Genomic DNA, 24,764 nt, shown 5'->3' with positions numbered 1-24,764 from the left:
TGCCTCAGTTGGCGGTGAGGATGGCGCGGACCAGCGGGCCGGCGTTGGTGCCGCCGTGTCCACTGGCCGGGACGACCGCGGCGGCCGCCAGGTCGTCGCGGTAGGCGGCGAACCAGGCGTTGGGCTTGTCCTGGTTGTCGACCTCGGCGGAACCGGTCTTGGCACCGATGTCGCCGCTGATCCCCTGCATCGCCTCGGCGCCCGTCCCGGAGGTCGCGGTCAGCTTCATCAGCGCCTTGAGGTTGGACGCGGTGTCCGGCTTCATGGTGCGCGCGGCCTTGGCGAACGTCCGGTTGTCCAGCGACGCGGCGACGATGTACGGCTGGTGGAACCCGCCGGACTGGGCGGTGGCGGCGATCGAGGCGACGTTCAGCGGGTTCATCCTGACCCCGCCCTGGCCGATCAGCGAGGCCGCCATCTGGGCGTCCTGCTGCACCGGGACGGTGCCGTCGAAGGTGGGGATGCCGGTCGCCCAGTTCAGCCCGATGCCGAAGACGTCCCGGGCCTCGTTGGTCAGGTCGTCGTTGCCGAGGTCCTTGGCGTGCCCGATGAAGGCGTTGTTGCAGGACGCCGCGAAGCTCTGCGCGAAGGTGCCGTCGGGGATCTCGGACTTGTTGAGGTTCTGGAACTTCCAGCCGCCGACCGTGACGAACTTCGGGCACGGGTTCTTCTTGTCCGGCGCCGTCAGTCCCTTGTCCATCAGCAGCGCGGAGGTGACGATCTTCATCGTCGAACCGGGTGCCAGCGACCCCTGGGTGGCGACGTTGAAACCGTCCGCGGGGGAGTTGGCGAGCGCCAGGATCTCCCCGGTGCTGGGCTTGACGGCCGCCGCGGACGCCGACTTCTTGCCCTTGACGGCGTTCTCGGCCGCGCTCTGGAGCTTGGCGTCCAGCGTCGTGTGCAGGGTGCCCGGGGTGCCCTTGGAGAGCACCTTCAGCGTCTTGTCGGGCTGCTGCTTGTTGCTGTCGGCGGACTTGGCGCGGTGGATGTACAGCTCCACGCCCGGCTTGCCGTCGGTCTTGTTGCCGTACTTGGTGCGCAGGCTGTCCAGCACCCCGGCCAGCGTCGGGTGGTCCTTGGCGGTCAGCTCGACGCCGTTGCGGTCCACCGCCTTGATCGGCGGCGCCTCGGCCTCGCCGGTGCGCAGTTCGTCGCCCTTGGCCAGGCCCGGGTAGAGCGCCGACGGCTGCCAGGCGATCTGCGGCTTCCCGGTGGCCTTGTCGCGCTGGAGGGTCACCGCGCTGCCGTACGAGAACGGGGTCTTGGCGGCCTTGTAGTCGATCTCGGTGGTGACCGTGTACGGCACCTTGTCGCCGGCCGGGGTGCCCGGCTTCAGCGCCACCTTGGAGAACTTCGCCTGCTGGGCGAAGGAGGTCAGGGCGGTGCGGGCGGCGTCCGGCGCGTCGGTCAGCGCGGCGGCCTTCGCGACGTCCCCGGACTGCCAGGCGGTCAGGAAGGTCTGCGCGGTGGTGTTCACTTCCTTGGCGGTCAGCGGGCCGGAGGGCACCGAGGAGCCGCCGTCGCCCGATTTGGCATCCGCCGACCTGACCGCCTGCGGGGCCCCGTCGTCCGAGCCGCCGAACAGCGTGAAGCCGCCGACGACGCCCATCACCAGGGCCACCGACCCGCCGATCAGTCCGTACTTCACCTCGCGGCGCATGCCACCGATCCCCTCCCAGGAGCTTGATGCCTTGAGTACGCACCCAAGAACGCCCATCGCACTCTAAGGGACACGGGCACGTGGTGAGTCTCGATCCGGGCACGGTCCGGTGACACGCTGTCGAACCGTGGTGACGGCTTCGTCACATTCGGCCGCCCGGAGCGGGCTCAGACCCAGCTGTCGAACCACATCCGGTTGTGCCAGGCGCTCTTCGGAATCGGCAGACCCGTATAGAGGGGATAGAAGTAGATGAAATTCCACACGATCAGCAGAACCAGGACACCCGCGCCGACCGCGCCGATGGTGCGCCGCCGCTCGGCGGCCCCCGGCGGACCGATGATCGCGCCGATCATCATCGCCAGCGCCAGGCACAGGAACGGCACGAAGACCACCGCGTAGAAGAGGAAGATGGTCCGCTCCTGGTAGAGGAACCACGGCAGGTAGCCGGCCGCGACGCCGCAGGCGATCGCCCCGGCCCGCCAGTCCCGCCGGAACAGCCACCGCCACAGCACGTACAGCAGCGCGAAGCAGGCCGCCCACCACAGCAGCGGGGTGCCCAGCGCCAGCACCTCGCGGGCGCAGCCCTCGGCGGCGGCGCAGCCGTCCTGCCCGGCCTTGGGGTCCTCGTAGAAGTACGAGACCGGGCGGCCCAGCACCAGCCAGCTCCACGGGTTGGACATGTAGGTGTGCGGGGTGGTCAGGCCGGTGTGGAAGGCGTAGACCTCGGTCTGGTAGTGCCACAGGCTGCGCAGCCAGTCCGGCAGCCAGGTGAAGGAGCCGTGCCGGCCCTCGGGGGTGGTGGCCCAGTCGCGGTAGTAGCCGCCCTTGGTGGCGATCCAGCCGCTCCAGGACGCCAGGTACGTGGCGAGCGCCACCACGACCGTGGCGCCGAACGCGGGCAGCGCGTCGCGCCGCAGCACCGACCGGAACGGGTGCCGGGCGCCGGCCGTGCGCCGCGCCCCCATGTCCCACAGCACCGACATCAGCGCGAACGCCGCCAGGAAGTACAGGCCGTTCCACTTCGTCGCCGCCGACAGGCCCAGGCACAGCCCGGCCGCGATCCGCCAGGGCCGCCAGCCCAGCCGCAGCCGGTCGCCGACCTCGCCGTCCGGCCGGGCCACCCCGGCCGGGCCGAGGGGCAGCGCCGCCGCCAGCCGGGCCCGGGTGCGGTCCCGGTCCACCAGCAGGCAGCCGAAGCCGGCCAGCACCCAGAACATCACGATCAGGTCGAGCAGCGCGGTGCGGCTCATCACGAAGTGCAGGCCGTCGACCGCCAGCAGTCCGCCGGCCAGGCAGCCCAGGGCCGTCGAGCGCAGCAGCCGCCGCCCGATGCGGCAGACCAGCAGCACCGACAGGGTGCCGAGCAGCGCGGTCATGAACCGCCAGCCGAAGGGGTTCATCCCGAACGCCCACTCGCCCAGCGCGATCAGCCACTTGCCCATCGGCGGATGGACGACGTACGAGTGCTCCGGCGAGAGCAGGATCTGCGGGTGATGGGCCAGCAGGGCGTCGTTGGCGTTCTTCGCCCAGGTGCCCTCGTAGCCGTACTGGAGCAGCGACCAGGCGTCCTTGGGGTAGTACGTCTCGTCGAATATCACCTTCCGCGGGCTGCCGAGGTTCCAGAACGTCAGCACGCCCGTGAACAGCGTCACCAGCAGCGGCCCGATCCAGCCCGACCAGCGCGCGAGCCGCGGCGCCAGGCCGGGTCCGGCGCCGAGCAGCGCCCACACCCGCCCGTCCGGCTCGGGGAACGGCGCCACCAGCCGCGTGCGGACGTCGGCCTCGGGGCGGCCGGCGTACCCGAACCGGCGCAGCCGCCGCTGCCACGCGGGGGGCCGGTCGGTCGGCTCCGGGGTGCGCAGGGCGGCCGTGTGCGTCGCGGTGGTGTCACTCGTCACCCGGCCCATCGTAGGGAAGCGGTCTGTGCGGCGGGGGCCTGCGGCGCCGGGGGGTGCCGCGCGTCTCCGGCCCGGTGCCCGGCCGGGCGCCCGGCGCGGGGCTGGGAGGATGGGGGCGTGACTGGAACGCTGGTACTTGCAGGGACGCCCATCGGCGACGTCGCGGACGCCCCGCCGCGGCTCGCCGCCGAGTTGGCCGCCGCCGACGTGATCGCGGCCGAGGACACCCGGCGGCTGCGCCGGCTCACCCAGGCGCTGGACGTCCAGCCGGCCGGCCGGGTGGTGTCGTACTTCGAGGGCAACGAGGCGGCCCGGACGCCCGAGCTGGCGGACGCGCTGTCCGGTGGGGCGCGGGTGCTGCTCGTCACCGACGCCGGGATGCCGTCGGTCTCCGACCCGGGCTACCGGCTGGTGGCCGCGGCCGTCGAGCGCGGCATCAAGGTCACCGCGGTGCCCGGTCCGAGTGCGGTGCTCACCGCGCTCGCGGTGTCGGGGCTGCCGGTGGACCGGTTCTGCTTCGAGGGCTTCCTGCCCCGTAAGGCGGGGGAGCGGCTGTCCCGGCTCCGGGAGAGCGCCGGGGAGCGGCGCACCCTGGTCTACTTCGAGGCCCCGCACCGCCTGGACGACACCCTCGCCGCGATGGCCGAGGTGTTCGGCGCGGATCGCCGGGCCGCCGTCTGCCGGGAGCTGACCAAGACGTACGAGGAGGTCCGGCGCGGCGGTCTGGGCGAGCTGGCGGCGTGGGCCGCCGAGGGCGTCCGCGGGGAGATCACCGTGGTCGTCGAGGGCGCTCCGGAGACCGGGCCGGCGGAGCTGGACGCCGCGGAGCTGGTGCGCCGGGTGCGGGTGCGCGAGGAGGCCGGGGAGCGCCGCAAGGAGGCGATCGCGGCGGTGGCGGCGGACGCCGGGCTGCCCAAGCGGGAGGTCTTCGACGCGGTCGTGGCGGCGAAGAACGCCGAGCGGGATGCCGGGCGGGACGCGGCCGGGAAGGGGTGAGCGGCCCGCCCGGGTGAGCGTCAAACCGCTCGGGAGAGCACAAAACCCCAGCCCAGAGCCCTGAACCGACCTGTAAGAAGGTAAACGGACGGCATCGAAGGTAAAGCGATCAGCCGTCCTGCGGTGCGTTTTTCCTACGACCTGCCAAATCTGGGCCAATAGGTAGCAGCTCGGCTGCGTTCCGGCCGCGAAAGGCGTTCCCTGGGAACCGGGACCTCCCGTCCCCGGAGAGCTTGTCCAGCGGACAAGAGGAGCGCACATGAGCGACATCACGAAGACCACCGCCGGCATCCCTGGCGCGGCACCCGCGAGCCCCGTCCCGCCCCACCCCCGACCGTCCGAGCCCGCCGCCCACGAGGCCTACGCCTTCTGCTGCATGAGCTGCGGCCACGGCTGGGAGCAGGCCTACGAGATCGAGCACCAGGTGGATGCCAAGGGCGTCACGCACGCCGTCTACTACGCGGACGACGAGCGCGTCCCGTCCCCCCTGACCCACCCCACATGCCTCAACTGCGGCGGCCACGTCGTCCGCATCATGCGCTCCGGTCAGGTCTCGATGGTCTCCGACGCGATCGCGCACCTGCACCAGCGCCCGCACCACAAGAAGACCTCCCGCCAGGAGGGCGCCGGCCCCCGCGAGGACGGCGGCGGCGCCGCACCCGAGCGGCACCACTGGCACCTCTCCGACCTGCTGCACCCCTTCCAGCACCACCGCAAGTGAGGCGCCGGCCGCGGTCCTCGTAGGATCGCGGCCATGGGCAAGCAGGACAACGACACCCCGCCGCCGCTGCCGGAACCCCTCCGGGTACCGGTCGCGGACTCGCACACCCACCTGGACATGCAGGACACCACCGTCGAGGCGGCGCTGGCCAAGGCCGCCTCCGTCGGTGTGACCACCCTCGTCCAGGTGGGCTGCGACCTGGCCGGCTCCCGCTGGGCCGCGGACACCGCCGCCGCCCACGACAGCGTGCACGCCGCCGTCGCCCTGCACCCCAACGAAGCACCCCGGATCGTCCTCGGCGACCCCGACGGCTGGTCCCGGCAGGGCGCCCGGACGGCCGGCGGCGACGCCGCCCTCGACGACGCGCTCACCGAGATCGACGCGCTCGCCGCCCGCCCCGAGGTCCGCGGCGTCGGCGAGACCGGCCTGGACTACTTCCGCACCGGCCCCGACGGCACCGCCGCCCAGCAGCGCTCCTTCCGCGCCCACATCGAGATCGCCAAGCGGCGCGGCAAGGCCCTGGTCATCCACGACCGGGAGGCCCACGACGACGTGCTGCGCATCCTGCGCGAGGAGGGCGCGCCCGACCGGGTCGTCTTCCACTGCTACTCCGGCGACGCCGCGATGGCCGAGATCTGCGCCGCGGCCGGCTACTTCATGTCCTTCGCCGGCAACGTCACCTTCAAGAACGCCCAGCCGCTCCGCGACGCCCTCGCCGTCGCCCCGCCCGAACTGGTGCTCGTCGAGACCGACGCGCCGTTCCTCACCCCCGCGCCGTACCGCGGACGGGCCAACGCCCCCTACCTCATTCCGCACACCCTGCGCGCCATGGCCGAGGTCAAGGACATGACGGAGGACGCACTGGCCTCGGCCGTAGCCGCCAACACCGCCCGCGCGTTCGACTACTGACGCCACCGGGACCCGTCCGGCCACCCCGCACCACCGCGGCGAGTTGGGCCCGCCGCCCGCACTCCGCTACATTCCGCGCTTGACCGGTTACCGGACGACACCCGTGGCAGGTGCAGTGTGAGTCCTTCACAGAGCGGCCCCCGCTCCGGGCGCGGCCGCGGCCGCCGCCGGCGCACCGCCGCCCCCGAACAACTGCGCCGGCTGCTGCCCCGCGCCCTGGTCGTCGCGTTCCTCGCCGGCGGCACCACCGCCTTCGTCGCGCACGACAAGGCCGTCAAGCTCAGCGTCGACGGGGACCCCCGCACCCTGCACACCTTCGCCGACGACGTCGACGAACTCCTCGCCGACCAGGACCTTGCCATCGGCGCCCACGACATCGTCGCCCCCACCCCCGGCACCGACCTGACCAGCGGCGACGAGATCGTGGTCCGCCACGGCCGACCGGTCATGCTCACCCTCGACGGGCAGCGCCGCCAGGTGTGGACCACCGCCGACACCGTCGCCGGCGCGCTGCACCAACTCGGCGTCCGCGCCGAGGGCGCCTACCTCTCCACCGCCCGCTCCCAGCACATCGGCCGGCACGGCCTGGAACTGCACGTCCGCACCGAACGCACCCTGGTCTTCGTCGCCGACGGCCGCGAGTACCGCATTCGCACCAACGCCGCGACCGTCCGCGAGGCCCTCGCCCAGGCCGGGCTGGCCCTGCGCGACCGCGACACCACCTCCGTACCGCCGGACAGTTACCCCCGCGACGGCCAGACCGTCTCCGTCCTGCGGATCACCGGCACCACGGAAGTCCGCGAGGAGACCGTCCCCTTCCGCACCGTCAAGCGGCCCGACCCGGCGCTGCCCCGCGGCACCGAGGCGGTGGTCCGCCCCGGCGTCCCCGGCCTGCGGCGCGTCACCTACCGCCGCGACACCGTCAACGGGGTGCACCGCAAACCCCGCAAGGTCGCGGCCGAGACGCTCCGCCGCCCCCTCCCGCAGATCATCCACGTCGGCACCCAGATGCTGCCCACCTCCGTCCGCGGCGCCGACGGACTCTCCTGGGACGCGCTCGCCCGGTGCGAGGCCGGCGGCCGCCCGGACGCGGTCGACGCCTCGGGCACCTACGGCGGGCTCTACCAGTTCGACGTCGGCACCTGGCGCCGGCTCGGCGGCGCCGGCCGCCCCCAGGACGCACCCGCCGAAGAGCAGACCTTCCGGGCCAAGAAGCTCTACGTCACACGGGGCGCGAGCCCCTGGCCGGTCTGCGGCCGTAAGCTTCACGGGTGAGCGACCGCAAGACCACTGACGAAACCGGCCCGCTGCTGGGCCCCGCCGATGTCCGGGAACTGGCCGCCGCGCTGGGCGTACGCCCCACCAAACAGCGCGGCCAGAACTTCGTCATCGACGCCAACACCGTCCGCCGGATCGTCCGGACCGCGGGGGTCCGCCCCGACGACGTGGTCGTCGAGGTCGGTCCGGGCCTGGGCTCGCTGACCCTGGCGCTGCTGGAGGCCGCCGACCGGGTCACCGCCGTCGAGATCGACGACGTGCTCGCCGCGGCGCTGCCCGGCACCGTCGCGGCCCGGCTGCCCGAGCGCGCCGACCGCTTCGCCCTCGTCCACCGCGACGCCCTGCACGTCACCGAACTCCCCGGCCCGGCCCCCACCGCCCTGGTCGCCAACCTCCCCTACAACGTCGCGGTCCCGGTCCTGCTGCACATGCTGGAGCAGTTCCCGACCATCGAACGGACCCTGGTCATGGTCCAGGCCGAGGTCGCCGACCGGCTCGCCGCCGGCCCCGGCAGCAAGGTCTACGGCGTCCCGTCGGTCAAGGCCAACTGGTACGCCGAGGTCAAGCGGGCCGGCGCGATCGGCCGCAACGTCTTCTGGCCCGCCCCCAACGTCGAGTCCGGCCTGGTCTCGCTCGTCCGCCGCGCCGAACCGCTGCCCTCCCGGGCCTCCCGGGAAGAGGTCTTCGCCGTCATCGACGGCGCCTTCGCCCAGCGCCGCAAGACGCTGCGGGCCGCCCTCGCAGGCTGGGCGGGCTCGGCACAGGCCGCCGAAGCGGCCCTGGTCGCGGCCGGTGTCTCGCCGCAGGCGCGCGGCGAGGCGCTGACGATCGAGGAGTTCATCGCCATCGCCGAGAACAAGGTTCCCCTCGCCGGCGCCACGGACCAGGAGACCACCCGATGAGCCGCCCCGCCGCCCCCGGCGTCACCGTCCGCGTCCCCGCCAAGGTCAACGTCCAGCTCGCGGTCGGCGGCCGCCGTCCCGACGGCTTCCACGACCTGGCCAACGTCTTCCTCGCCGTCGGCCTGTACGACGAGGTCACCGCCACCCCCGCCGACGCCCTGACGCTCACCTGCACCGGCCCCGACGCCGACCAGGTCCCGCTCGACGAGTCCAACCTCGCCGCCCGCGCCGCCCGCGCGCTGGCCGCCCGGCACGGCCTGGACCCCCACGTCCACCTGCACATCGCCAAGGACATCCCGGTCGCCGGCGGCATGGCCGGCGGCAGCGCGGACGCCGCCGGCGCCCTGCTGGCCTGCGACGCCCTGTGGGGGACCGCCACCCCGCAGGACGAACTCCTCGCGATCTGCGCCGAGTTGGGCAGCGACGTCCCGTTCAGCCTGGTCGGCGGCGCGGCTCTCGGCCGGGGCCGCGGCGAACTCCTGGAGCCGCTGCCCGTCGGCGGCACCTTCCACTGGGTCTTCGCGGTCGCCGACGGCGGCCTGTCCACCCCCGCCGTCTACAAGGAGTGCGACCGCCTCCGCGACGCCTCGGGCCGCGGCGCGACCACCGCCGACATCCCCGACCCCGAGCCGTCCCCGGCCCTCCTGGACGCCCTGCGCACCGGCGACGCCACCGCCCTGGCCGCGTCGATGAGCAACGACCTCCAGGCCGCCGCGGTCTCCCTCCGCCCGTCGCTGGCCGCCACCCTCGCCGCCGGCACCGACGCCGGGGCACTGGCCGCCCTGGTCTCCGGCTCCGGCCCGACCACGGCGTTCCTGACGGCGGACGCCGAGGACGCCGAACGGGTCGCGGCAGCGCTCCGCGCCTCGGGCACCTGCCGCACGGCCCGCACCACGTCCGGCCCGGCCCCCGGAGCGACGGTCCTGCCCCAGGGCTAGGGGGACCGCACGGCCCACACCGGGCACACCGCCGCTACGTTCCGTGTCCCTTCCGTGGCCGTACCGTGTCCGCCCACCGGCAACCGTTCGACCCGCCGTTCGAGTCTGCACCTGCATGACGGATTCGAGAGCGGGCATCCGGCGACGACGCGCGGCCACGGCCGGGGCGGCGGCCCTGCTGGTCGTGCTCGGCGGAGTGGTGACGTCCTGCGGCACGGGGAGTGCCGACGGGGAGCAGGCCCCGCAACGGGCCGAGTTGGCGTTCAGGGACGCGGTCGGCACGAGCTACCTGCGCCACTACGAACCGTCGGAAGTGGAGCGGCGGGCCGGCGCCTTCGACCCGTTCTACGTCAACCTGACGGCGAGCGCGGCGTCCCCGGGCAAGGGCTCGGTGCGCGTCCGGGACATCAAGGTGACCGTCGACCTGTCCGCCGTGAAGTCGGTGACGATCGACACCATGATGAAGGAGCAGGGATGCAAGCGCTCCGGTGATCTCGTCACCTGCACCCCGAAGGACATGGCATCGGGCGAGAGCGCGAACCTCTGGCTGTTCAACATGGTGGAGTGGCAGAACGCGGCGAAGGGCCCGGCCGGGTCCATGAAGGTCACGGTGACCAGTGACAACGCCCCCACCATTCACTTCACCACCCAACTGGTCATCGGATCGCCCCGCTTGACCGCACGCGAGAACCTGCACCCGGCGTCCGGTCCCATCGAGCCCGGCTCCCATTTGGAGGTGCGGCCCGCCTTCGGCAACGAGGGGGAGACCGACGTCGACGGGGACCTCAACGTCGCAGTGAAGGTGCAGGGCCAGGCGACGCTGCGCAGGGAATACAGCAACTGCCGCTACGACAAGGCCGACGCGCCCAAGAAGGCACTGTGCACGATCCCTGGGCCGCTGCGGGCCGGCGCGGCGTACGAGACCGACCGGCCGTTCACGGCCGCCATCGACAAGACCGGCAGCCAGGGCAAGATCACCGCCACCCTGTACCCCGCCCCGAACACGCCGACCCGTGACCTGCTACCCGACTCCGCCCCGCGGGGAACCGGGGCACCGCTCGGCTTCCGGCCGACCGACGGCAGTGGTTTCCGCACGTTCGCAAAGGAACTGGCCTTCGGCGACATGCAGTTCCGCACCACCCGGATGTACGACCGGCAGGTCAACGGGTTCGCCATCAAGGGCAAGGTGGGCCAGACGACGGAGATCGGCGTGATGGACGCGGGCGGCTACTTCGACGGTGACTCGTACGTGACCCTGCCCGAGGGCGTCAGCCTGATCGCGCACCAAGAGGGCGAGGCGAGCGAAATGCTCTTCTGCGAGTACACCGACGAGAAGAACCGGAAGGTGCTGTGCCCGGCACCCAACAACCCCCTCCCCGTGCTGCGCGTCCGCATCGACAAGCGGGTCGAGGGCGCGCAGGGAACGATCTCCGTGAAGCCCGACCCGGAGCACCCGGACCCGGACCTGACGAACAACACCGCCCCGATCACGGTGGAGTACGTGGACTGAGGGGCGGTCGGGCCGTGTCCGATCCGTGGCCGTACCGTGCTCGTCCGCCGGCAACCGTTCGACCCGCCGTTCGAGTCTGGAGCTGCATGACGGATTCGAGAGCGGGCATCCGGCGACGACGCGCGGCCACGGCCGGGGCGGCGGCCCTGCTGGTGGTGCTCGGCGGGATGGCGACCTCCGGCTGCGCGGCGTCCCCGCGGGCGGACGAACCGCCCCAGCGGGTGAAGCTGACGTTCCAGGACGAGCTGACCACGAGCTACCTCCGGCATTTCACGGAGTCGGAACTGGAGGAGATGACCGGCGACTATTCCGAGCCGTTCTACGTCAACCTGGCGGCGAGCAGGGTTTCCCCGGGTACGGGGCAGGTGAGCACCAGGAACATCAAGGTGACCGTCGACACGACCGCCACGAAGTCGGTGACGTTCGACACCAGGAAACGGGAGCAGGTGTGCAAGGGCGTCCGTGGTCTCGTCACCTGCACCCCGAAGAACCTCAAGTCGGGTGACTCCGCGAACGTCTGGCTGTTCGACATGAGGGTGAGAAGGAACGCGGAGGACGGCCCGGCCGGGCCCATGAAGATCACCGTGACCGGCGACAACACCCCCACCATCCACCGGACGATTCAACTGGTCATCGGAGCACCGGAGTTGGCAGTACGTCGAGGTGAGGATGTGACCGACGTGGCGCCCGGCTCCGAGGTGAAGGTGCGCCCCGCCTTCGGCAACAGCGGGAAATCAGGTCTGGACGACGACCTCAGCGTCGTGGTGGACGTGAGGGGGCAGGCGACGCTGCGCAGGGAGTTCAGCAACTGCCGCTACGACACGGCGGACGCACCGAAGACGGCGGTCTGTACGTTCCCCCGGCCGCTGCCCGCCGGGGCGGCGTACGAGACCGACCGGCCGTTCACGGCCGCGATCGACGGGACCGGGAGACAGGGCGCGATCACCTACACCGTGTATCCCGCCCCCAACACGCCGTCCAGTGCACGGCTGCCCGACTCGGCCCCGCGGGGTACCGGCGCGCCGCTCGGGTTCCGTCCGGTCGACGGCAGCCCGTTCACCACGTTCGGTCCGGAGTCGGCCCAAGGCGCTGTGCAGTTCCTCACGACCCGGACCCGGGACCTACAGGTCAACGGGTTCGCTCTCAAGGGCCAGGTGGGCCAGACGAACGACATCAGCGTGAAGGACCTGGACGGCTACTACGAGGGCGGCGTGTTCCTGACCCTGCCCGAAGGCGTCAGCCTGGCGTGGCACCCCACGGGCGAAGGGCACGAAGAGCTCTACTGCGATTACGTCGACGAGAAGAGCCGGAAGGTGCTGTGCCCGGCACCCCTGCTCGACCCGCCCACACTGCGGTTCCGCATCGACAAACGGGTCGAGGGCGCCCGGGGCACGGTCTCCGTGCAGCCCGATCCGGAGCACCCGGACCCGGACCTGACGAACAACACCGCCCCGATCACGGTGGAGTACGTGGACTGAGGGGCGAGTGGGGTGTCGTCACGCGTAGCGCGGCAGGCCGTCCGTTGAGATCGTCCACTCGGCGACGGTGACGTCCTCCCCGTAGACGAAGTCCTTGCGGGTGGCGTAGCGGGGGCCGTCCGGGGTGGAGTGGATGTCGGTGAAGACGGCGCCAGTCCCGGTGCGGGGGTCGAAAATCGCGTAGATCGGAATGCCGATCAGGGGGTAGTCGCGAACCTTGCCAACCCAGTCGTTGTCCGGGTTCGAGCAGGAAACGATCTCGATGGCGGCGACGACCGCACGGGGGTCGATGGAGCCCTCGACGTTGAGATCGGTCCAGGCGATCACCATCACGTCGGGGTGACGCATGATGCCCTCGGGCTCGTCTTCCACGTCGGGGGTGCCGTTGTGAGCCAGCAACTCGTCCGGCATCAGCTTCTCCAGGCGGCGGCTGACGTGTGCGGCCGTGACCTCGTGGGGCCCTCCCGGCGACACCATGTCGTGAACGATCCCGTCCTTGGTGATCTCGAATTTCCCCGGGATGACGTCGTCCATCGACTGAACGACGCCCCGCATGGTCAGGTACAGGCGGGAGGCACTCTGCTGCGCGTTGTCGGGGGTGGAAGTCATGGCGCGCGCTCCTCGTCGTCTGTGCCCAGGGGCGTCACGTTCATGCTAGGCGGCCTCCGTGAGGTCGGGGCGGCAGTCGCGGCACCATCCTGGATGTGGCGCGCGGAAGGCGCGTTCGCAGCCGTCGCAGGTCTGGAGGGGGTCCGGGCGTGCGGGGGCCGGGGCGGCGGCCGGGAGGGGCGGGGGGAGCGACGCCGTGAGGCGGTGGGCGAGGAAGGCCGCCGGTTGCCGGAGGCCGGACGGCAGGTTGGCCGCGAGGGTGCGGCGTACGGCGTCGGGTGGTGCCTCGCGTTCGAGCCAGGTGGCCACGGCGGGGGTGAGGCGTGCCACGTCCGTCTCGGAGAGCAGCAGACGCGGATCCTCGTGCCGCAGCTCCACGAGGATGCGGTGGGCCGTGCGGGCACCAACTGGATCAGGTCGGCGCGGCGCGGGCAGCGGCGGGCGTTCCCGCTTCGGCCTTGGCTCCGGTGACTGTTTCGGCGCCGGCTCCCGCGTCGGCCGCGGGGCGCGATCGGCGGGGCGGGATGCGGGACGGCTCACAGGGCGGCCTACGGGGCGGCTCACGGGACGTTGGGGCGCCGCCCCCGGCTGGTTGTACGACACCGTGCGGGTCACCACCCGGCCGCTCGGCAGCCGCTCCCGCGTGCGCTTCAGATATCCGGCGGCCTCCAGCTCCCGCAGGGCGGAGGCGATACGAGCCTCGCTCTCCGGGAAGCGGGCGGTCAGGCACTTGATGCCGATGCCCGCCCCGGTCGGCAACGACTGGATGTGCAGGGCGAGCCCGATCGCGACGAGCGTCAGCCCGCGGTGCTGGGCGAGGTGGTTGCCGACCACCGTGTAGCGGCTGGTGTGGCGGGAGTTCACGTGAATGACACCGGACGAGGGAGTCGGTGCGGGAACGCGGGACGCGGGGCGCGAGGGCGCGCTAGGGTTCTCAAGAGCCATCGGGAAGGTGTTGCTTCCTTGTTGGTCAGGCCCTCGTTCGGGATGCCAGTCCCGGCCGGGGGCCGAAGCATGTGTGCGGTCGTGCAGATGTGCACCGGTCGCGGCGAGCATATGCCGCCCAACCCGCCTCAATACCAACCGAGTTGGCATATGTCACCCGTGTGAGTGGCGGGATGGTGGGGAGGTCGGTGGGGTTGGGGAAGGGGATTTCCCCGGGCTTTATGCTTTTGCGTCGCGCCGGGCCGCGACCCGGCCCACCGGGTCGCGGAAACGCACGATCCGGTGCGTGCCCCTTCTGTGTGCATTGTGGCGGATCGTTCACGCGGCAGCACCGCACGCGCGTAGCGTGCCGAGGAATCGGGTTGTACCGGGCAACCAGCAAGCAGCGGTGGTGAGTTATGTCCCCTCGCAAGGATGCAGACCCCTTGGCCAGCGTCCCGTGCTTCTACGGCGCCGAGATGCGCTATCTCCGGGAACAGGCCGGGCTCACGCTCGAACAGTTGGCGGAGGGCAGCTTTCGCGGCATCCCGCTGCTCAGCCGCATCGAGCGCGGCGAGTGTGGAATGCCGATGGACCTGGCCGTCCACATCGACAAGCGGCTGAACACGAACGGTTTCTTCGAGCGCCGCTGCGAGGCGGTGCACAAGGCCCGCCGGGCCGGTCACGCGGAGTACTTCGCGGACGTGCTGGAGATGGAGCAGCGTGCGGAGTGCATCGAAGAGTGGGCGCCCATGCTCGTCCCTGGTCTGCTCCAGACACCGGCGTACACGCGAGCGGTCGTGCGGGCGACGTTGCCCAGGGCGACGGATGACGAGGTCTAGGAGAAAGTAACGGCTCGGATGTCCCGTGCGGCGATCTTCGACGGGGAGTCGCCGCCAAAGTTCTGGGCGATTCTGGACGAGTCGCTGATTCACCACCGAGAGGGCCGCCGCACTGTCGCCCGCGGCGTCTCTCTCCATGATCGAGACAGCGGCAGGGGACTTCCGAAATGGCAAGCACAGCGCTCGACTTGAGTAACGCTTCGTGGCGTAGGAGCAGCTACAGCAATGGCTCCGGCGGCAACTGCGTCGAGGTCGCCGTCGGCCTCCCCGGCATCGTCCCCGTCCGGGACAGCAAGGATCCGCAGGGGCCCGCGCTGGTCTTCTCCGCCGTCGGGTGGGCGTCGTTCGTCGCGGCCGTCAAGGGCGACGCCTAGAGCTCGTCGATGGCGGTCAGAAATTCGGGATCCCGGCGGCGGCGTACTTCCACGGCTTGGTCGTGCGATCGCGGGATTCGGAGTCCGGGGAGACGACCTCGACGGCGAGGAGCACGTCTCTGCCCTGGAAGCTCATCTGGTTCGGCCCGGTGACCGCTGCTGCCCGGATGACGCTCACATCGGGTTCGGGGCCGTTGCGCCTGTCGAGGATGACGGTCATGTCGCGACTGATCTTGCATTCGGCAGTGTGGACAGGTCGTCCACCGTGTACCCGTCCGCCGGGGGCCTCGGCCAGTGTCGTTCCATGGGTGGGATTCTTCGGCCTGCTCGTCCACAGGGCGGCCGTATCGCCGTGGGTCATCACAACGAGTGACCGCCCCTGCGTGTGGCCCCCCAGGCAGCCACCCCCGTCCTCCCCCGAAGGCACCCGCCCCGCGGCGACTACCCTGGGAAGCCGATCGAGCCCCCGACCGGGGACGCACAGAGCAGGAGTGAGATGGCCGCCAACCTCGTCAATCTGGAAGCCGTCGACAAGGTGTACGGGACCCGTGCGCTGCTCGACGGTGTCTCCCTCGGTGTCAACGAGGGCGACCGGATCGGCGTCGTCGGCCGCAACGGCGACGGCAAGACCACGCTGATCCGGATCCTCGCCAAGCTGGAGACCGCCGATACCGGGCGGGTCACGCACGCCGGTGACCTGCGGTTGGGCGTGCTGACCCAGCACGATTCGCTGGATCCGGCCGCCACCATCCGGCACGAGGTGATCGGTGATCTCGCCGATCACGAGTGGGCGGGGAACGCCAAGATCCGGGACGTGCTGACCGGGCTGTTCGGGGATCTGCACATGCCGGGCTTCACCGCCGGGCTGGACACCGTCATCGGGCCGCTGTCGGGTGGTGAGCGGCGGCGGATCGCGCTGGCCAAGCTGCTGATCGCCGAGCAGGACCTGATCGTGCTCGACGAGCCGACCAACCACCTCGATGTGGAGGGGATCTCCTGGCTGGCGCGGCATCTGGCCGCCCGGCGGTCCGCGCTGGTGGTCGTCACCCACGACCGGTGGTTCCTGGACCAGGTGGCGACGCGGATGTGGGACGTTCAGCGCGGCAGCGTCCACGAGTACGAGGGCGGCTACTCCGACTACGTCTTCGCGCGGGCCGAGCGGGAGCGGATCGCCGCCTCCGAGGAGGCCAAGCGGCAGAACCTGATGCGCAAGGAGCTGGCCTGGCTGCGGCGCGGCGCCCCGGCGCGGACCAGTAAGCCGCGGTTCCGGATCGAGGCGGCCAACGAGCTGATCGCGGACGTGCCGCCGCCGCGGGACACCGCCGAGCTGATGAAGTTCGCCAGCTCGCGGCTGGGCAAGACGGTCTTCGAGCTGGAGGGCGTGACCGTCCAGGCCGGGCCGAAGGTGCTGCTCAAGCACCTGACGTGGCAGTTGGGGCCGGGTGACCGGATCGGTCTGGTCGGCGTCAACGGCGCGGGCAAGACCTCGCTGCTGCGGACGCTGGAGGCGGCCGCCCGCAGTGGGGGCGAGCAGCAGCCGGCGGCCGGCAAGGTCGTGGTCGGCAAGACCGTCAAGCTGGCGTACCTCTCGCAGGAGGTCGTCGAGCTCAATCCGGCGCTGCGGGTGCTGGAGGCCGTCCAGCAGGTCCGCGACCGGGTCGATCTCGGCAAGGGCCGGGAGATGACGGCGGGGCAGCTGTGCGAGAAGTTCGGCTTCACCAAGGAGAAGCAGTGGACGCCGGTCGGGGACCTGTCCGGTGGTGAGCGGCGGCGGCTGCAGATCCTGCGGCTGCTGATGGACGAGCCGAACGTGCTGTTCCTGGACGAGCCGACCAACGACCTCGACATCGAGACGCTGACGCAGCTGGAGGACCTGCTCGACGGCTGGCCCGGCTCGATGATCGTCATCAGCCACGACCGGTACTTCGTGGAGCGGACGACGGACCGGGTGTTCGCGCTGCTGGGTGACGCCGCGCTGCGGATGCTGCCGCGCGGGCTGGACGAGTACCTGGAGCGCCGCCAGAAGGTGATCGAGGCGGCGACCCCGGCGCCCGTCCAGGCGGCCGCCGAGGCTCCGAAGAAGCCGGCCGCCGTCAACCGCGCGGCGCAGAAGGAGCTCCAGCGGATCGAGCGGCAGCTGGACAAGATCGGGGAGAAGGAGGCGAAGCTGCACGCGCAGATGGCCGAGCACGCCACCGACTTCGAGAAGATCGCCGGGCTGGACGCGGAGCTCCGGGAACTGGGCGCGCAGCGCGAGGAGTTGGAGATGCGCTGGCTGGAGCTGGCCGAGGACGCGTAAGCCCGCCGGACGGCCGTCGGGGCGTCCCCCGCAAGGGCGGCTATCGGCCCCGATTGGTCTGGATTCCCGCGATCCGGTGGTCTTCTCCCTACTAGGGGGAGCGCATCGGCAGCCGAGCGTGTAGCTTCCCGGAACACACAGCCGGGTCGGGGAGTTGAGGGGGTCCGCTCGATGGGCGTGCGGCTCATGGTGGTCGACGACCACCGCCTGCTCGCCGAGGCGCTCGCCTCGGCCCTGAAGCTGCGCGGACACCGGGTCCTGGCGGCCGCCGCGCCCAGTGCCGGGGCCGCGGACCTGGTGGTGAGCCGGGCGCCGGAGGTGTGCCTGCTGGGCACCGCGGGGCCCGCCGAGCCGGGGGCGTTCGACCCGGTCGTCCGGATCAAGAAGGAGCGGCCGCAGGTCGCGGTGGTGGTGCTCGGGCCGGTGCCCAGTCCGCGCGGGATCGCCGCCGCGTTCGCCGCCGGCGCCTCCGGCTACGTCCGCAACGACGAGCGCATCGAGGGCGTCGAGCGGGCCATGCTCAAGGCCCGGGCGGGCGAGGCGGCGGTCGCCCCGCAACTGCTCCAACAGGCGTTCCAGGAGCTGCTGCACCCCGCCGCCCAGCCCGACGACGAGGGGGTGCGGCTGCTCCAACTGCTCACCCCGCGCGAGGTCGAGGTGCTGATCCGGGTCGCGGAGGGCGAGGACACCCGGGTGATCGCGGCGGGCATGGACATCGCGCCGAGCACCGCCCGCACCCACGTCCAGCGGGTCCTGATGAAGCTGGAGGTGGGCTCCCGGTTGGAGGCGGCCGCGCTGGCCGCCCGCACCGGGCTGCTGGAGCGGGTCCAGCGGGGTCAGTCCGTGCCGCCGCCGCGCCCCTCCTGAGCCTGCCGGGGCTCCTGGCCTTCCTGGCCTTCCTGGAGTTCCGCCGCGGACGGCGGGACGGTGGGCCGCAGCTTCAGCCAGACCAGGAAGAACACGCCGAGCGCGAGCATGCCCAGGCCCGTCCACAGGTTGATGTTGATGTCCTGGGCCTTCTTCAGGTCGGCGTCGGAGGCGGTGAGCCCGGCGATGGTGACGATCACGCCGTAGACGACGAACAGGCCGCCGATGATCCGGCGGATGTCGAAGAGCCGGGCGGCGGTGGCCGACTTGCGCTCCAACTCGCCGACTTCGTTCTGCAGTTCAGACATGACGGGGTCTCCGGTCAGAGCGAGTAGGGCAGGTAGCACAGCGTGGCGAGGGCGATGGCGCCCCAGCCGAGCAGCGCGGGCTTGCGGTACCAGGCGCCGTCGCCCTCGGCGGGCGGCTCCTCCAGCCCGGGCGCGGTCGTTCCGTAGACCAGCCCGGCGAGTTCGGCCTGCGGCTTGGGCTCGGTGAAGAGGGTGACGACGACCATGACCACCGCGCCCGCGACGAAGCCGACGATCGCGGAGACGAAGTTGGCGCCCTGGTCGGTGGGGATGGAGATGATGCCCTGCTTGTAGATCCAGAAGTAGTTGACCATCGCGGCGGTGGTGCCCGCGAGCAGGCCCCAGACGCCGGACTTCATCGACGCCCGCTTCCAGAACATGCCGATGATGAAGACCACGAACATCGGCACGTTGAAGAAGGAGAACAGGGTCTGGAGGTAGCCCATGATGTTGGAGAACGACGAGGCGATGAACGCGGTGCCGATCGAGGCCAGTACGCCGATCGCGGTGATCAGCCGGCCGAAGCGCAGGTAGTAGCCGTCGGGCCGGTCCGTCTTCACGTACTTGGCCCAGATGTCGTACGTGAAGACGGTGTTGAAGGACGAGACGTTGGCCGCCATGCCGGCCATGAAGGCGGCGAGCAGGCCGGTGACGGCGATGCCCAGCACGCCGTTGGGCAGCAGCTCCTGCATGAGGTAGGGGATCGCGTCGTTGTACTGGAGGCCGCCGGGGGCGCCGATCTTCGGTACGAGGACGGCGGCGACCAGGCCCGGGATCATCACCAGGAAGACGATGAACATCTTCGGGAAGGCGGCGATGAGGGGGGTGCGCTGGGCGGCGGAGAGGTTCTTCGCGGACAGTGCGCGCTGCACCTCGGCGAAGTTGGTGGTCCAGTAGCCGAAGGAGAGCACGAAGCCCAGGCCGAGGATGATCGTCAGCCAGTTGGCGCCCAGCGGGTTGGCCTGGCCGATGCCGGTGCCGCCCCAGGCCGTCAGGAAGTTGTCGCCGTGCGACGAGGTGAGCGAGTGGGTCAGGCCGCTCCAGCCGCCGACCCGCTTGAGGCCGAGGATGACCAGCGGGATGAGCGCGGCGAGGATCACGAAGAACTGGAGTACCTCGTTGTAGATCGCCGAGGAGAGGCCGCCGATGGTGATGTACGCGAGGACGAAGAGCCCGGCGACGACGATGGCCACCCACTGCGGCCAGCCGAGCAGCGCCTCGACGACGATCGACAGGGCGTAGAGGTTCACGCCCGCGATCAGGACGGCGGCGAAGGCGAAGAGTATCGAGCTGAGCAGGTGCGCCGACCTGTCGAAGCGCTGGAGTAGGAACTCCGGTACGGAGCGGACCTTCGAGCGGTAGTAGAAGGGCATCATGACCAGGCCGAGGAAGACCATGGCGGGGATGGCGCCGATCCAGTACCAGTGGACGACCGCGACGCCGTACTGCGCGCCGGTCGCCGCCATCCCGAGGATCTCGGTGGCGCCGAGGTTGGCGGCGACGAAGGCGAGGCCGGTGACCCAGGCGGGCAGCGACCGTCCGGAGAGGAAGAAGTCCAGGCTGGTCTTCACGCTGCGCCGGGCGGCGAAGCCGATGCCGAGGACGACGACGAAGTAGATGGCCAGGATCGTGTAGTCGAGCCCGTTGGTCGGGAGTCGTAGCCCGTCGGCCAGAGTGATCATGGGCCCTCTTTCCGGGGGAGTACTGCCTTTTCGGGGAGCACGGCGGTGTCTGCGAAGTGAACGCACAAAAACGTACGCACGCTCGACCGAAAACTGAATAGTTTTGTGCGTTTCAGTTGTTGGATCATGGGTGATGGTCGTGGTTCGTGCGGAGATTTGTCCGATATGGGCGGTATCGGTGCGCAAGTGGGCCGACCGGGCTGCGCGTTGACGTCTTTGTTCGATTGTGCTTCATTGTGTGTGTTTGTGTTTGGGTGGTGTGCCCGCCACGGTGAGGAGCTTCCGGTGAAGAAGACGACGACCCGGCTCGCGGACGGCCGGGAGCTGATCTACTACGACGCGTCCGACGCCACCGACCGCACCGCCGTCGACCCCCGCCCCCTGGACCCGGTCGCCACCACCTCCGAGATCCGCACCGACCCGCTCCTCGGCGACGCCGTCGCCGTCGCCTCGCACCGCCAGGGCCGCCCCTACCACCCCGCGGTCGACGCCTGCCCGCTGTGCCCCTCCACCGCCGGCCGGCACACCGAGATCCCCGCCGACGCCTACGACGTCGTCGTCTTCGAGAACCGCTTCCCGTCCCTGGCCGGCGACCACGGCCGCTGCGAGGTGGTCTGCTTCACCCCCGACCACGACGCCTCGTTCGCCGACCTCACCGAGGAGCAGGCCGCCCTGGTCCTCGACGCCTGGACCGACCGCACCGCGGCGCTGGCCCAACTCCCCGGCGTGGCGCAGGTCTTCTGCTTCGAGAACCGCGGCGCCGAGATCGGCGTCACCCTCGGCCACCCGCACGGCCAGATCTACGGCTACCCCTTCGTCACCCCCCGCACCGAACGGATGCTGGCCTCCCTCGCCGCCCACCGCGAGACCACCGGCCGCAACCTCTTCGACGACGTCGTCGCCCGCGAACGCGCCGACGGCAGCCGCGTCGTCCTCGACGGCACCCACTGGGTCGCCTTCGTCCCCTACGCCGCCCACTGGCCCTACGAGGTGCACCTCTACCCCAAGCGCCGGGTCCCCGATCTGCTCGCCCTCGACGAGCCGGCCCGCACAGAATTCCCACAGATCTACCTGGAAGTCTTGCGGCGGTTCGACCGGCTCTTCGGCCCGGAAGCGCCCCCGACGCCGTACATCTCCGCCTGGCACCAGGCACCCGTACACGTCGCGGACCGCTCCGAGTTCGCGCTCCACCTTGAGCTCTTCACCGTCCGCAGGACTCCCGGCAAGCTGAAGTTCCTCGCGGGTTCCGAGTCCGGCATGAACGTGTTCATCAACGACGTGCCGCCGGAGGCTGCGGCCGAGCGACTGCGAGAGGTAGCGAGCAAGCCATGAGCAATTACCTGGTGACCGGCGGGGCGGGCTACGTGGGCAGCGTGGTGGCCCAGCACCTGCTGGAGGCCGGCCACACCGTCACGGTCCTCGACAACCTCTCCACCGGCTTCCGCGCGGCCGTGCCCGCCGGGGCGACGTTCATCGAGGGCGACATCCGCGACGCGCACCGGTGGCTGGATGCCACGTACGACGCGGTCCTGCACTTCGCCGCGTTCTCGCAGGTCGGCGAGTCCGTCCGGCAGCCGGAGAAGTACTGGACCAACAACGTCGGCGGCACCATGGAACTGCTCGCCGCGATGCGCACGGCGGGTGTGCGCACCCTCGTCTTCTCGTCCACCGCGGCCACCTACGGCGAACCGGTCAACACCCCCATCACCGAGACCGATCCGACCGCCCCCACCTCCCCCTACGGCGCGACCAAACTCGCCGTCGACCACATGATCACCGGCGAGGCGGCCGCGCACGGCCTGGCCGCGGTGTCGCTGCGCTACTTCAACGTCGCCGGCGCGTACGGCCGTCACGGCGAACGCCACGACCCCGAGTCGCACCTGATCCCGCTCGTCCTCCAGGTCGCCCAGGGCCGCCGCGACGCCATCTCCGTCTACGGCGACGACTACCCGACCCCCGACGGCACCTGCGTCCGCGACTACATCCACGTCGCGGACCTGGCCGAGGCCCACCTGCTGGCCGTGGCCGCCGCCCGCCCCGGCGAACACCTCATCTGCAACCTCGGCAACGGCAACGGCTTCTCCGTCCGCGAGGTCATCGAGACCGTCCGCAAGGTCACCGGCCACCCCATCCCCGAGGTGACCGCCCCGCGCCGGGACGGCGACCCCGCCGTCCTCGTCGCCTCCGCCCGCACCGCCACCGACCGGCTCGGCTGGCGCCCCACCCGCACCGACCTGGCAGGCATCGTCGCCGACGCCTGGACGTTCGCCCGGGCCACCACCAGCCCCGAGAACCCCGGCCCGACCGGCGACTGAGACCGGGCCTCGGGGCGGCGCCCCGGCCGGGACAGCACGAAGGAGTCCACGTGACAGACACGGAGCACGGCGCGGCCCGCACCGCGGCGGCCTTCCACCAGGTGTACGGGGCGGAGCCCGCCGGCACCTGGGCGGCCCCCGGCCGGGTCAACCTCATCGGTGAACACACCGACTACAACGACGGCTTCGTGATGCCCCTGGCCCTCCCGCACACCACCATCGCCGCCGCCGCACCCCGCACCGACGGGGTGCTGCGGCTGCACTCCGCCGGCGCCCCCGGCGGCATCGTCACCCTCCGCACCGACGACCTCCGCCCCCCGGCCACCGGGGGCGACTGGGCCGCCTACCCCGCCGGCGTGGTCTGGGCGATGCGCGAAGCCGGCCTGCCGATCGGCGGCGCCGACCTGCACTACACCAGCACCGTCCCGCTCGGCGCCGGCCTCTCCTCCTCGGCCGCCCTGGAAGTCGCCACCGCCCTCGCCCTCGACGACCTCCACGGCCTCGGCCTGCCCCGCGAGGAGCTGGCCCGCCTCGCCCAGCGCGCCGAGAACGCCTACGTCGGCGTGCCCTGCGGGATCATGGACCAGACCGCGGCCGCCTGCTGCACCGCCGGTCACGCCCTCTTCCTCGACACCCGCGACCTCACCCGCCGCCACGTCCCGTTCGAGCTGGCCGCGGAGGGGCTCCACCTCCTCGTCGTCGACACCCGCGTCCGCCACCAACTCGGCGACGGCGCGTATGCGGAGCGACGCGCCGGATGCGAACGGGGCGCGCGGGCGCTCGGCGTGCACGCGCTGCGTGACATTCCGTACGAGCATCTGCCCGAAGCCCTGGACGCACTGGCCGACGACCCGGTCGTGCGCGCCCTCGTCCGCCACATCGTCACCGAGAACCACCGCGTCGAACAGACCGTCGCGCACCTCGACGCCGGCCGTCCCCGCGCCATCGGCCCCCTGCTCACCGCCGGACACGCCTCGCTCCGCGACGACTTCAAGATCTCCTGCCCGGAACTCGACCTCGCCGTCGACACGGCCAACGCCGCCGGCGCCCTGGGCGCCCGCATGACCGGCGGCGGCTTCGGCGGCTCGGCACTCGTCCTCGTCGAAGCGGACGCCGCACCCGCCGTCACCCGCGCCCTGCACACCGCGTTCGCCACCGCCGGACACACCGCACCGCGGATCTTCCCGGCCGTCCCCGGACCCGGCGCCCACCGCCTGGAGCCCTAGGCCGGGCCGCGGCCCACCCCGTTCCCCGGCCACTTTCGTCAATCGGCTTCCCCTGGCGTACCCCGTCCGTACGCTGTCACCAGCGCCGGTGGGGGCCGGCGCCGATCAGGGGGGCGAGACCGTTCGGGTACCGCGCCCGGGGCGGGTGGCCACCGGCCCGCGGCGGCCGCCGCGCGGCCGAGGCGATCTTCAATCCGGGCGCCGTGCCCGCTATGGTCCGTTCACCGAGACAGGGGGTCTCTGTGCAACGAATCCGGGTTCTGGTGGTTGACGACCACCGCATCTTCGCCGAATCCCTGGCGGCCGCACTGGCCGCGGAGGTGGACGTGGACGTCGCCGCGGCGGGCAGTGCCCCGGCGGCCCTGCGGACACTCGACCGGGCCGCCGCCGACGGCCGCCGCTTCGACGTCCTGCTGGCCGACGCCGACCTGGCCGCACCGCTCCTCGCCGTGCCGCCCCAAGGGCCCGCCCGCGACGGCGCACCCCGCGAAGGCCCGCCCCGCGGCTGCCCGCTGGACGGCATCGCGCTCGTCTCCGGCCTGCGCACCAGCCACCCGTACCTGCGGACCGTGGTCCTCGCCGACCGCGACGACCCGCGCCGGGCCGCCGCCGCCCTCCAGGCAGGGGCCTCCGGCTGGGTCGCCAAGGACTCCTCCCTCTCCCGTCTGCTGGCCGTCATCCGCGGCGTCCTGCGCGACGAGACGCACCTGCCGCCGGCCCTGCTCACCGGCGTCCTGCGGGAGCTGACCGCGGCCCGCAAGCACCGCTCCGAGAGCGAACGCCTGGTCGAGTCCCTGACCCCGCGGGAACGCGAGGTGCTGCGCTGCATGGTCGCCGGCCTGGGCCGCAAGGCCGTCGCCGAGCGGCTCTTCCTCTCCCCGCACACCGTCCGCACCCACATGCAGAACGTGCTCGGCAAACTGGGCGTGCACTCCACCCTCGCCGCCGTCGCCCTGGCCCGCCGGGCCGGCGTCGGCCCCGCCGAGCTCGAACCGGCCACCGCCGGACCGCTCACCGTGCCCTGACCC

The 24,764-nt window shown here is 71.7% G+C and carries 21 protein-coding genes and 2 pseudogenes; 16 read left to right on the top strand and 7 right to left on the bottom strand.

Features of this window, described 5'->3' with window-relative positions:
• Positions 1–4 precede the first annotated feature (4 nt).
• Positions 5–1,660, bottom strand: coding sequence for a penicillin-binding transpeptidase domain-containing protein (locus tag CG747_RS31255; protein WP_100605214.1), 1,656 nt, complete (start codon positions 1,658–1,660; stop codon positions 5–7).
• Between the two features lie 167 nt (positions 1,661–1,827).
• Positions 1,828–3,567, bottom strand: a complete 1,740-nt coding sequence (locus CG747_RS31250) for a dolichyl-phosphate-mannose--protein mannosyltransferase (protein WP_100605213.1) — start codon at positions 3,565–3,567, stop codon at positions 1,828–1,830.
• A gap of 108 nt (positions 3,568–3,675) precedes the next feature.
• Between CG747_RS31250 and rsmI the strand changes: the two genes are divergently transcribed.
• The 8 genes from rsmI to CG747_RS31210 all read left to right on the top strand — a co-directional run bounded on the left by rsmI (position 3,676) and on the right by CG747_RS31210 (position 12,290).
• Positions 3,676–4,554 carry a 16S rRNA (cytidine(1402)-2'-O)-methyltransferase gene (rsmI, locus tag CG747_RS31245; protein ID WP_100605212.1) on the top strand — a complete coding sequence of 293 codons (879 nt, stop codon included), beginning with the start codon at positions 3,676–3,678 and terminating at the stop codon, positions 4,552–4,554.
• Between the two features lie 259 nt (positions 4,555–4,813).
• A complete protein-coding gene (locus CG747_RS31240; protein WP_100605211.1) occupies positions 4,814–5,275 on the top strand; it encodes a hypothetical protein in 462 nt (153 codons plus the stop codon).
• A 33-nt stretch (positions 5,276–5,308) separates the two neighbouring features.
• Positions 5,309–6,184 carry a TatD family hydrolase gene (locus CG747_RS31235; protein ID WP_100605210.1) on the top strand — a complete coding sequence of 292 codons (876 nt, stop codon included), beginning with the start codon at positions 5,309–5,311 and terminating at the stop codon, positions 6,182–6,184.
• Positions 6,185–6,301: 117 nt separating this feature from the next.
• Positions 6,302–7,459, top strand: a complete 1,158-nt coding sequence (locus CG747_RS31230; RefSeq protein WP_100605209.1) for a resuscitation-promoting factor — start codon at positions 6,302–6,304, stop codon at positions 7,457–7,459.
• Complete coding sequence (gene rsmA / locus CG747_RS31225; protein WP_100605208.1) at positions 7,456–8,364, top strand: 16S rRNA (adenine(1518)-N(6)/adenine(1519)-N(6))-dimethyltransferase RsmA; 909 nt, start codon at positions 7,456–7,458, stop codon at positions 8,362–8,364. The genes CG747_RS31230 and rsmA overlap by 4 nt, the downstream gene beginning before the upstream one ends.
• A complete protein-coding gene (locus tag CG747_RS31220; protein ID WP_100605207.1) occupies positions 8,361–9,302 on the top strand; it encodes a 4-(cytidine 5'-diphospho)-2-C-methyl-D-erythritol kinase in 942 nt (313 codons plus the stop codon). Before rsmA ends, CG747_RS31220 begins: the two co-directional genes overlap by 4 nt.
• Before the next feature lie 115 nt (positions 9,303–9,417).
• Positions 9,418–10,812: a hypothetical protein gene (locus tag CG747_RS31215; RefSeq protein ID WP_257980863.1), complete on the top strand. Its 1,395-nt coding sequence runs from the start codon at positions 9,418–9,420 to the stop codon at positions 10,810–10,812.
• Positions 10,813–10,898: 86 nt separating this feature from the next.
• A complete protein-coding gene (locus CG747_RS31210; RefSeq protein WP_257980862.1) occupies positions 10,899–12,290 on the top strand; it encodes a hypothetical protein in 1,392 nt (463 codons plus the stop codon).
• A gap of 18 nt (positions 12,291–12,308) precedes the next feature.
• On the opposite strand, the gene CG747_RS31205 is transcribed toward CG747_RS31210, so the two are convergent.
• Together CG747_RS31205 and CG747_RS31200 are read right to left on the bottom strand one after the other, a co-directional pair.
• Positions 12,309–12,899 carry a Uma2 family endonuclease gene (locus tag CG747_RS31205; protein ID WP_100605206.1) on the bottom strand — a complete coding sequence of 197 codons (591 nt, stop codon included), beginning with the start codon at positions 12,897–12,899 and terminating at the stop codon, positions 12,309–12,311.
• A 45-nt stretch (positions 12,900–12,944) separates the two neighbouring features.
• Complete coding sequence (locus CG747_RS31200; protein WP_100605205.1) at positions 12,945–13,844, bottom strand: DNA-binding protein; 900 nt, start codon at positions 13,842–13,844, stop codon at positions 12,945–12,947.
• Between the two features lie 398 nt (positions 13,845–14,242).
• On the opposite strand from CG747_RS31200, the pseudogene CG747_RS31195 reads away from it, so the two are divergent.
• Positions 14,243–14,857 (top strand): annotated as a pseudogene (locus CG747_RS31195) (helix-turn-helix domain-containing protein).
• Positions 14,833–15,039: a DUF397 domain-containing protein gene (locus CG747_RS31190; protein ID WP_100605204.1), complete on the top strand. Its 207-nt coding sequence runs from the start codon at positions 14,833–14,835 to the stop codon at positions 15,037–15,039. The pseudogene CG747_RS31195 and the gene CG747_RS31190 overlap by 25 nt, the downstream one beginning before the upstream one ends.
• A 19-nt stretch (positions 15,040–15,058) precedes the next feature.
• Here the strand turns inward: CG747_RS31190 and CG747_RS31185 are convergent.
• Positions 15,059–15,345: pseudogene (locus CG747_RS31185) on the bottom strand (Uma2 family endonuclease); the annotation flags it as partial.
• 190 nt (positions 15,346–15,535) lie between these two features.
• Between CG747_RS31185 and CG747_RS31180 the strand changes: the two are divergent.
• Together CG747_RS31180 and CG747_RS31175 are read left to right on the top strand one after the other, a co-directional pair.
• The gene (locus CG747_RS31180; RefSeq protein ID WP_100605203.1) at positions 15,536–17,338 is read left to right on the top strand and encodes an ABC-F family ATP-binding cassette domain-containing protein; all 1,803 of its coding nucleotides are present in this window, start codon (positions 15,536–15,538) and stop codon (positions 17,336–17,338) included.
• A 171-nt stretch (positions 17,339–17,509) separates the two neighbouring features.
• Entirely contained in the window at positions 17,510–18,205 is a 696-nt protein-coding gene (locus CG747_RS31175) for a LuxR C-terminal-related transcriptional regulator (protein WP_100605202.1), read from the top strand.
• Here CG747_RS31175 and CG747_RS31170 read toward each other — a convergent pair.
• Together CG747_RS31170 and CG747_RS31165 are read right to left on the bottom strand one after the other, a co-directional pair.
• Positions 18,175–18,513, bottom strand: a complete 339-nt coding sequence (locus CG747_RS31170) for a hypothetical protein (RefSeq protein ID WP_100605201.1) — start codon at positions 18,511–18,513, stop codon at positions 18,175–18,177. The two genes, CG747_RS31175 and CG747_RS31170, sit on opposite strands and share 31 nt — an antisense overlap.
• A gap of 14 nt (positions 18,514–18,527) precedes the next feature.
• Entirely contained in the window at positions 18,528–20,195 is a 1,668-nt protein-coding gene (locus tag CG747_RS31165; protein ID WP_100605200.1) for a sodium:solute symporter family protein, read from the bottom strand.
• 285 nt (positions 20,196–20,480) lie between these two features.
• On the opposite strand from CG747_RS31165, the gene galT reads away from it, so the two are divergent.
• From galT to CG747_RS31145, 4 genes are all read left to right on the top strand, one after another.
• Positions 20,481–21,527 (top strand): galactose-1-phosphate uridylyltransferase, encoded by a 1,047-nt coding sequence (galT, locus tag CG747_RS31160; RefSeq protein WP_100605199.1) that lies wholly within the window; start codon positions 20,481–20,483, stop codon positions 21,525–21,527.
• The gene (galE, locus tag CG747_RS31155) at positions 21,524–22,510 is read left to right on the top strand and encodes a UDP-glucose 4-epimerase GalE (protein ID WP_100605198.1); all 987 of its coding nucleotides are present in this window, start codon (positions 21,524–21,526) and stop codon (positions 22,508–22,510) included. The genes galT and galE overlap by 4 nt, the downstream gene beginning before the upstream one ends.
• A gap of 50 nt (positions 22,511–22,560) precedes the next feature.
• Positions 22,561–23,736 carry a galactokinase gene (gene galK / locus CG747_RS31150; RefSeq protein ID WP_100605197.1) on the top strand — a complete coding sequence of 392 codons (1,176 nt, stop codon included), beginning with the start codon at positions 22,561–22,563 and terminating at the stop codon, positions 23,734–23,736.
• A 242-nt stretch (positions 23,737–23,978) separates the two neighbouring features.
• Positions 23,979–24,761, top strand: coding sequence for a response regulator transcription factor (locus CG747_RS31145; RefSeq protein ID WP_219621542.1), 783 nt, complete (start codon positions 23,979–23,981; stop codon positions 24,759–24,761).
• Positions 24,762–24,764 lie beyond the last annotated feature (3 nt).

It is taken from the genome of Streptomyces sp. CB02959 (genome assembly GCF_002803155.1).
In the GTDB taxonomy this organism is placed as follows: Bacteria; Actinomycetota; Actinomycetes; order Streptomycetales; family Streptomycetaceae; genus Streptomyces.
This window is presented reverse-complemented; position numbering and strand designations above follow the sequence as displayed.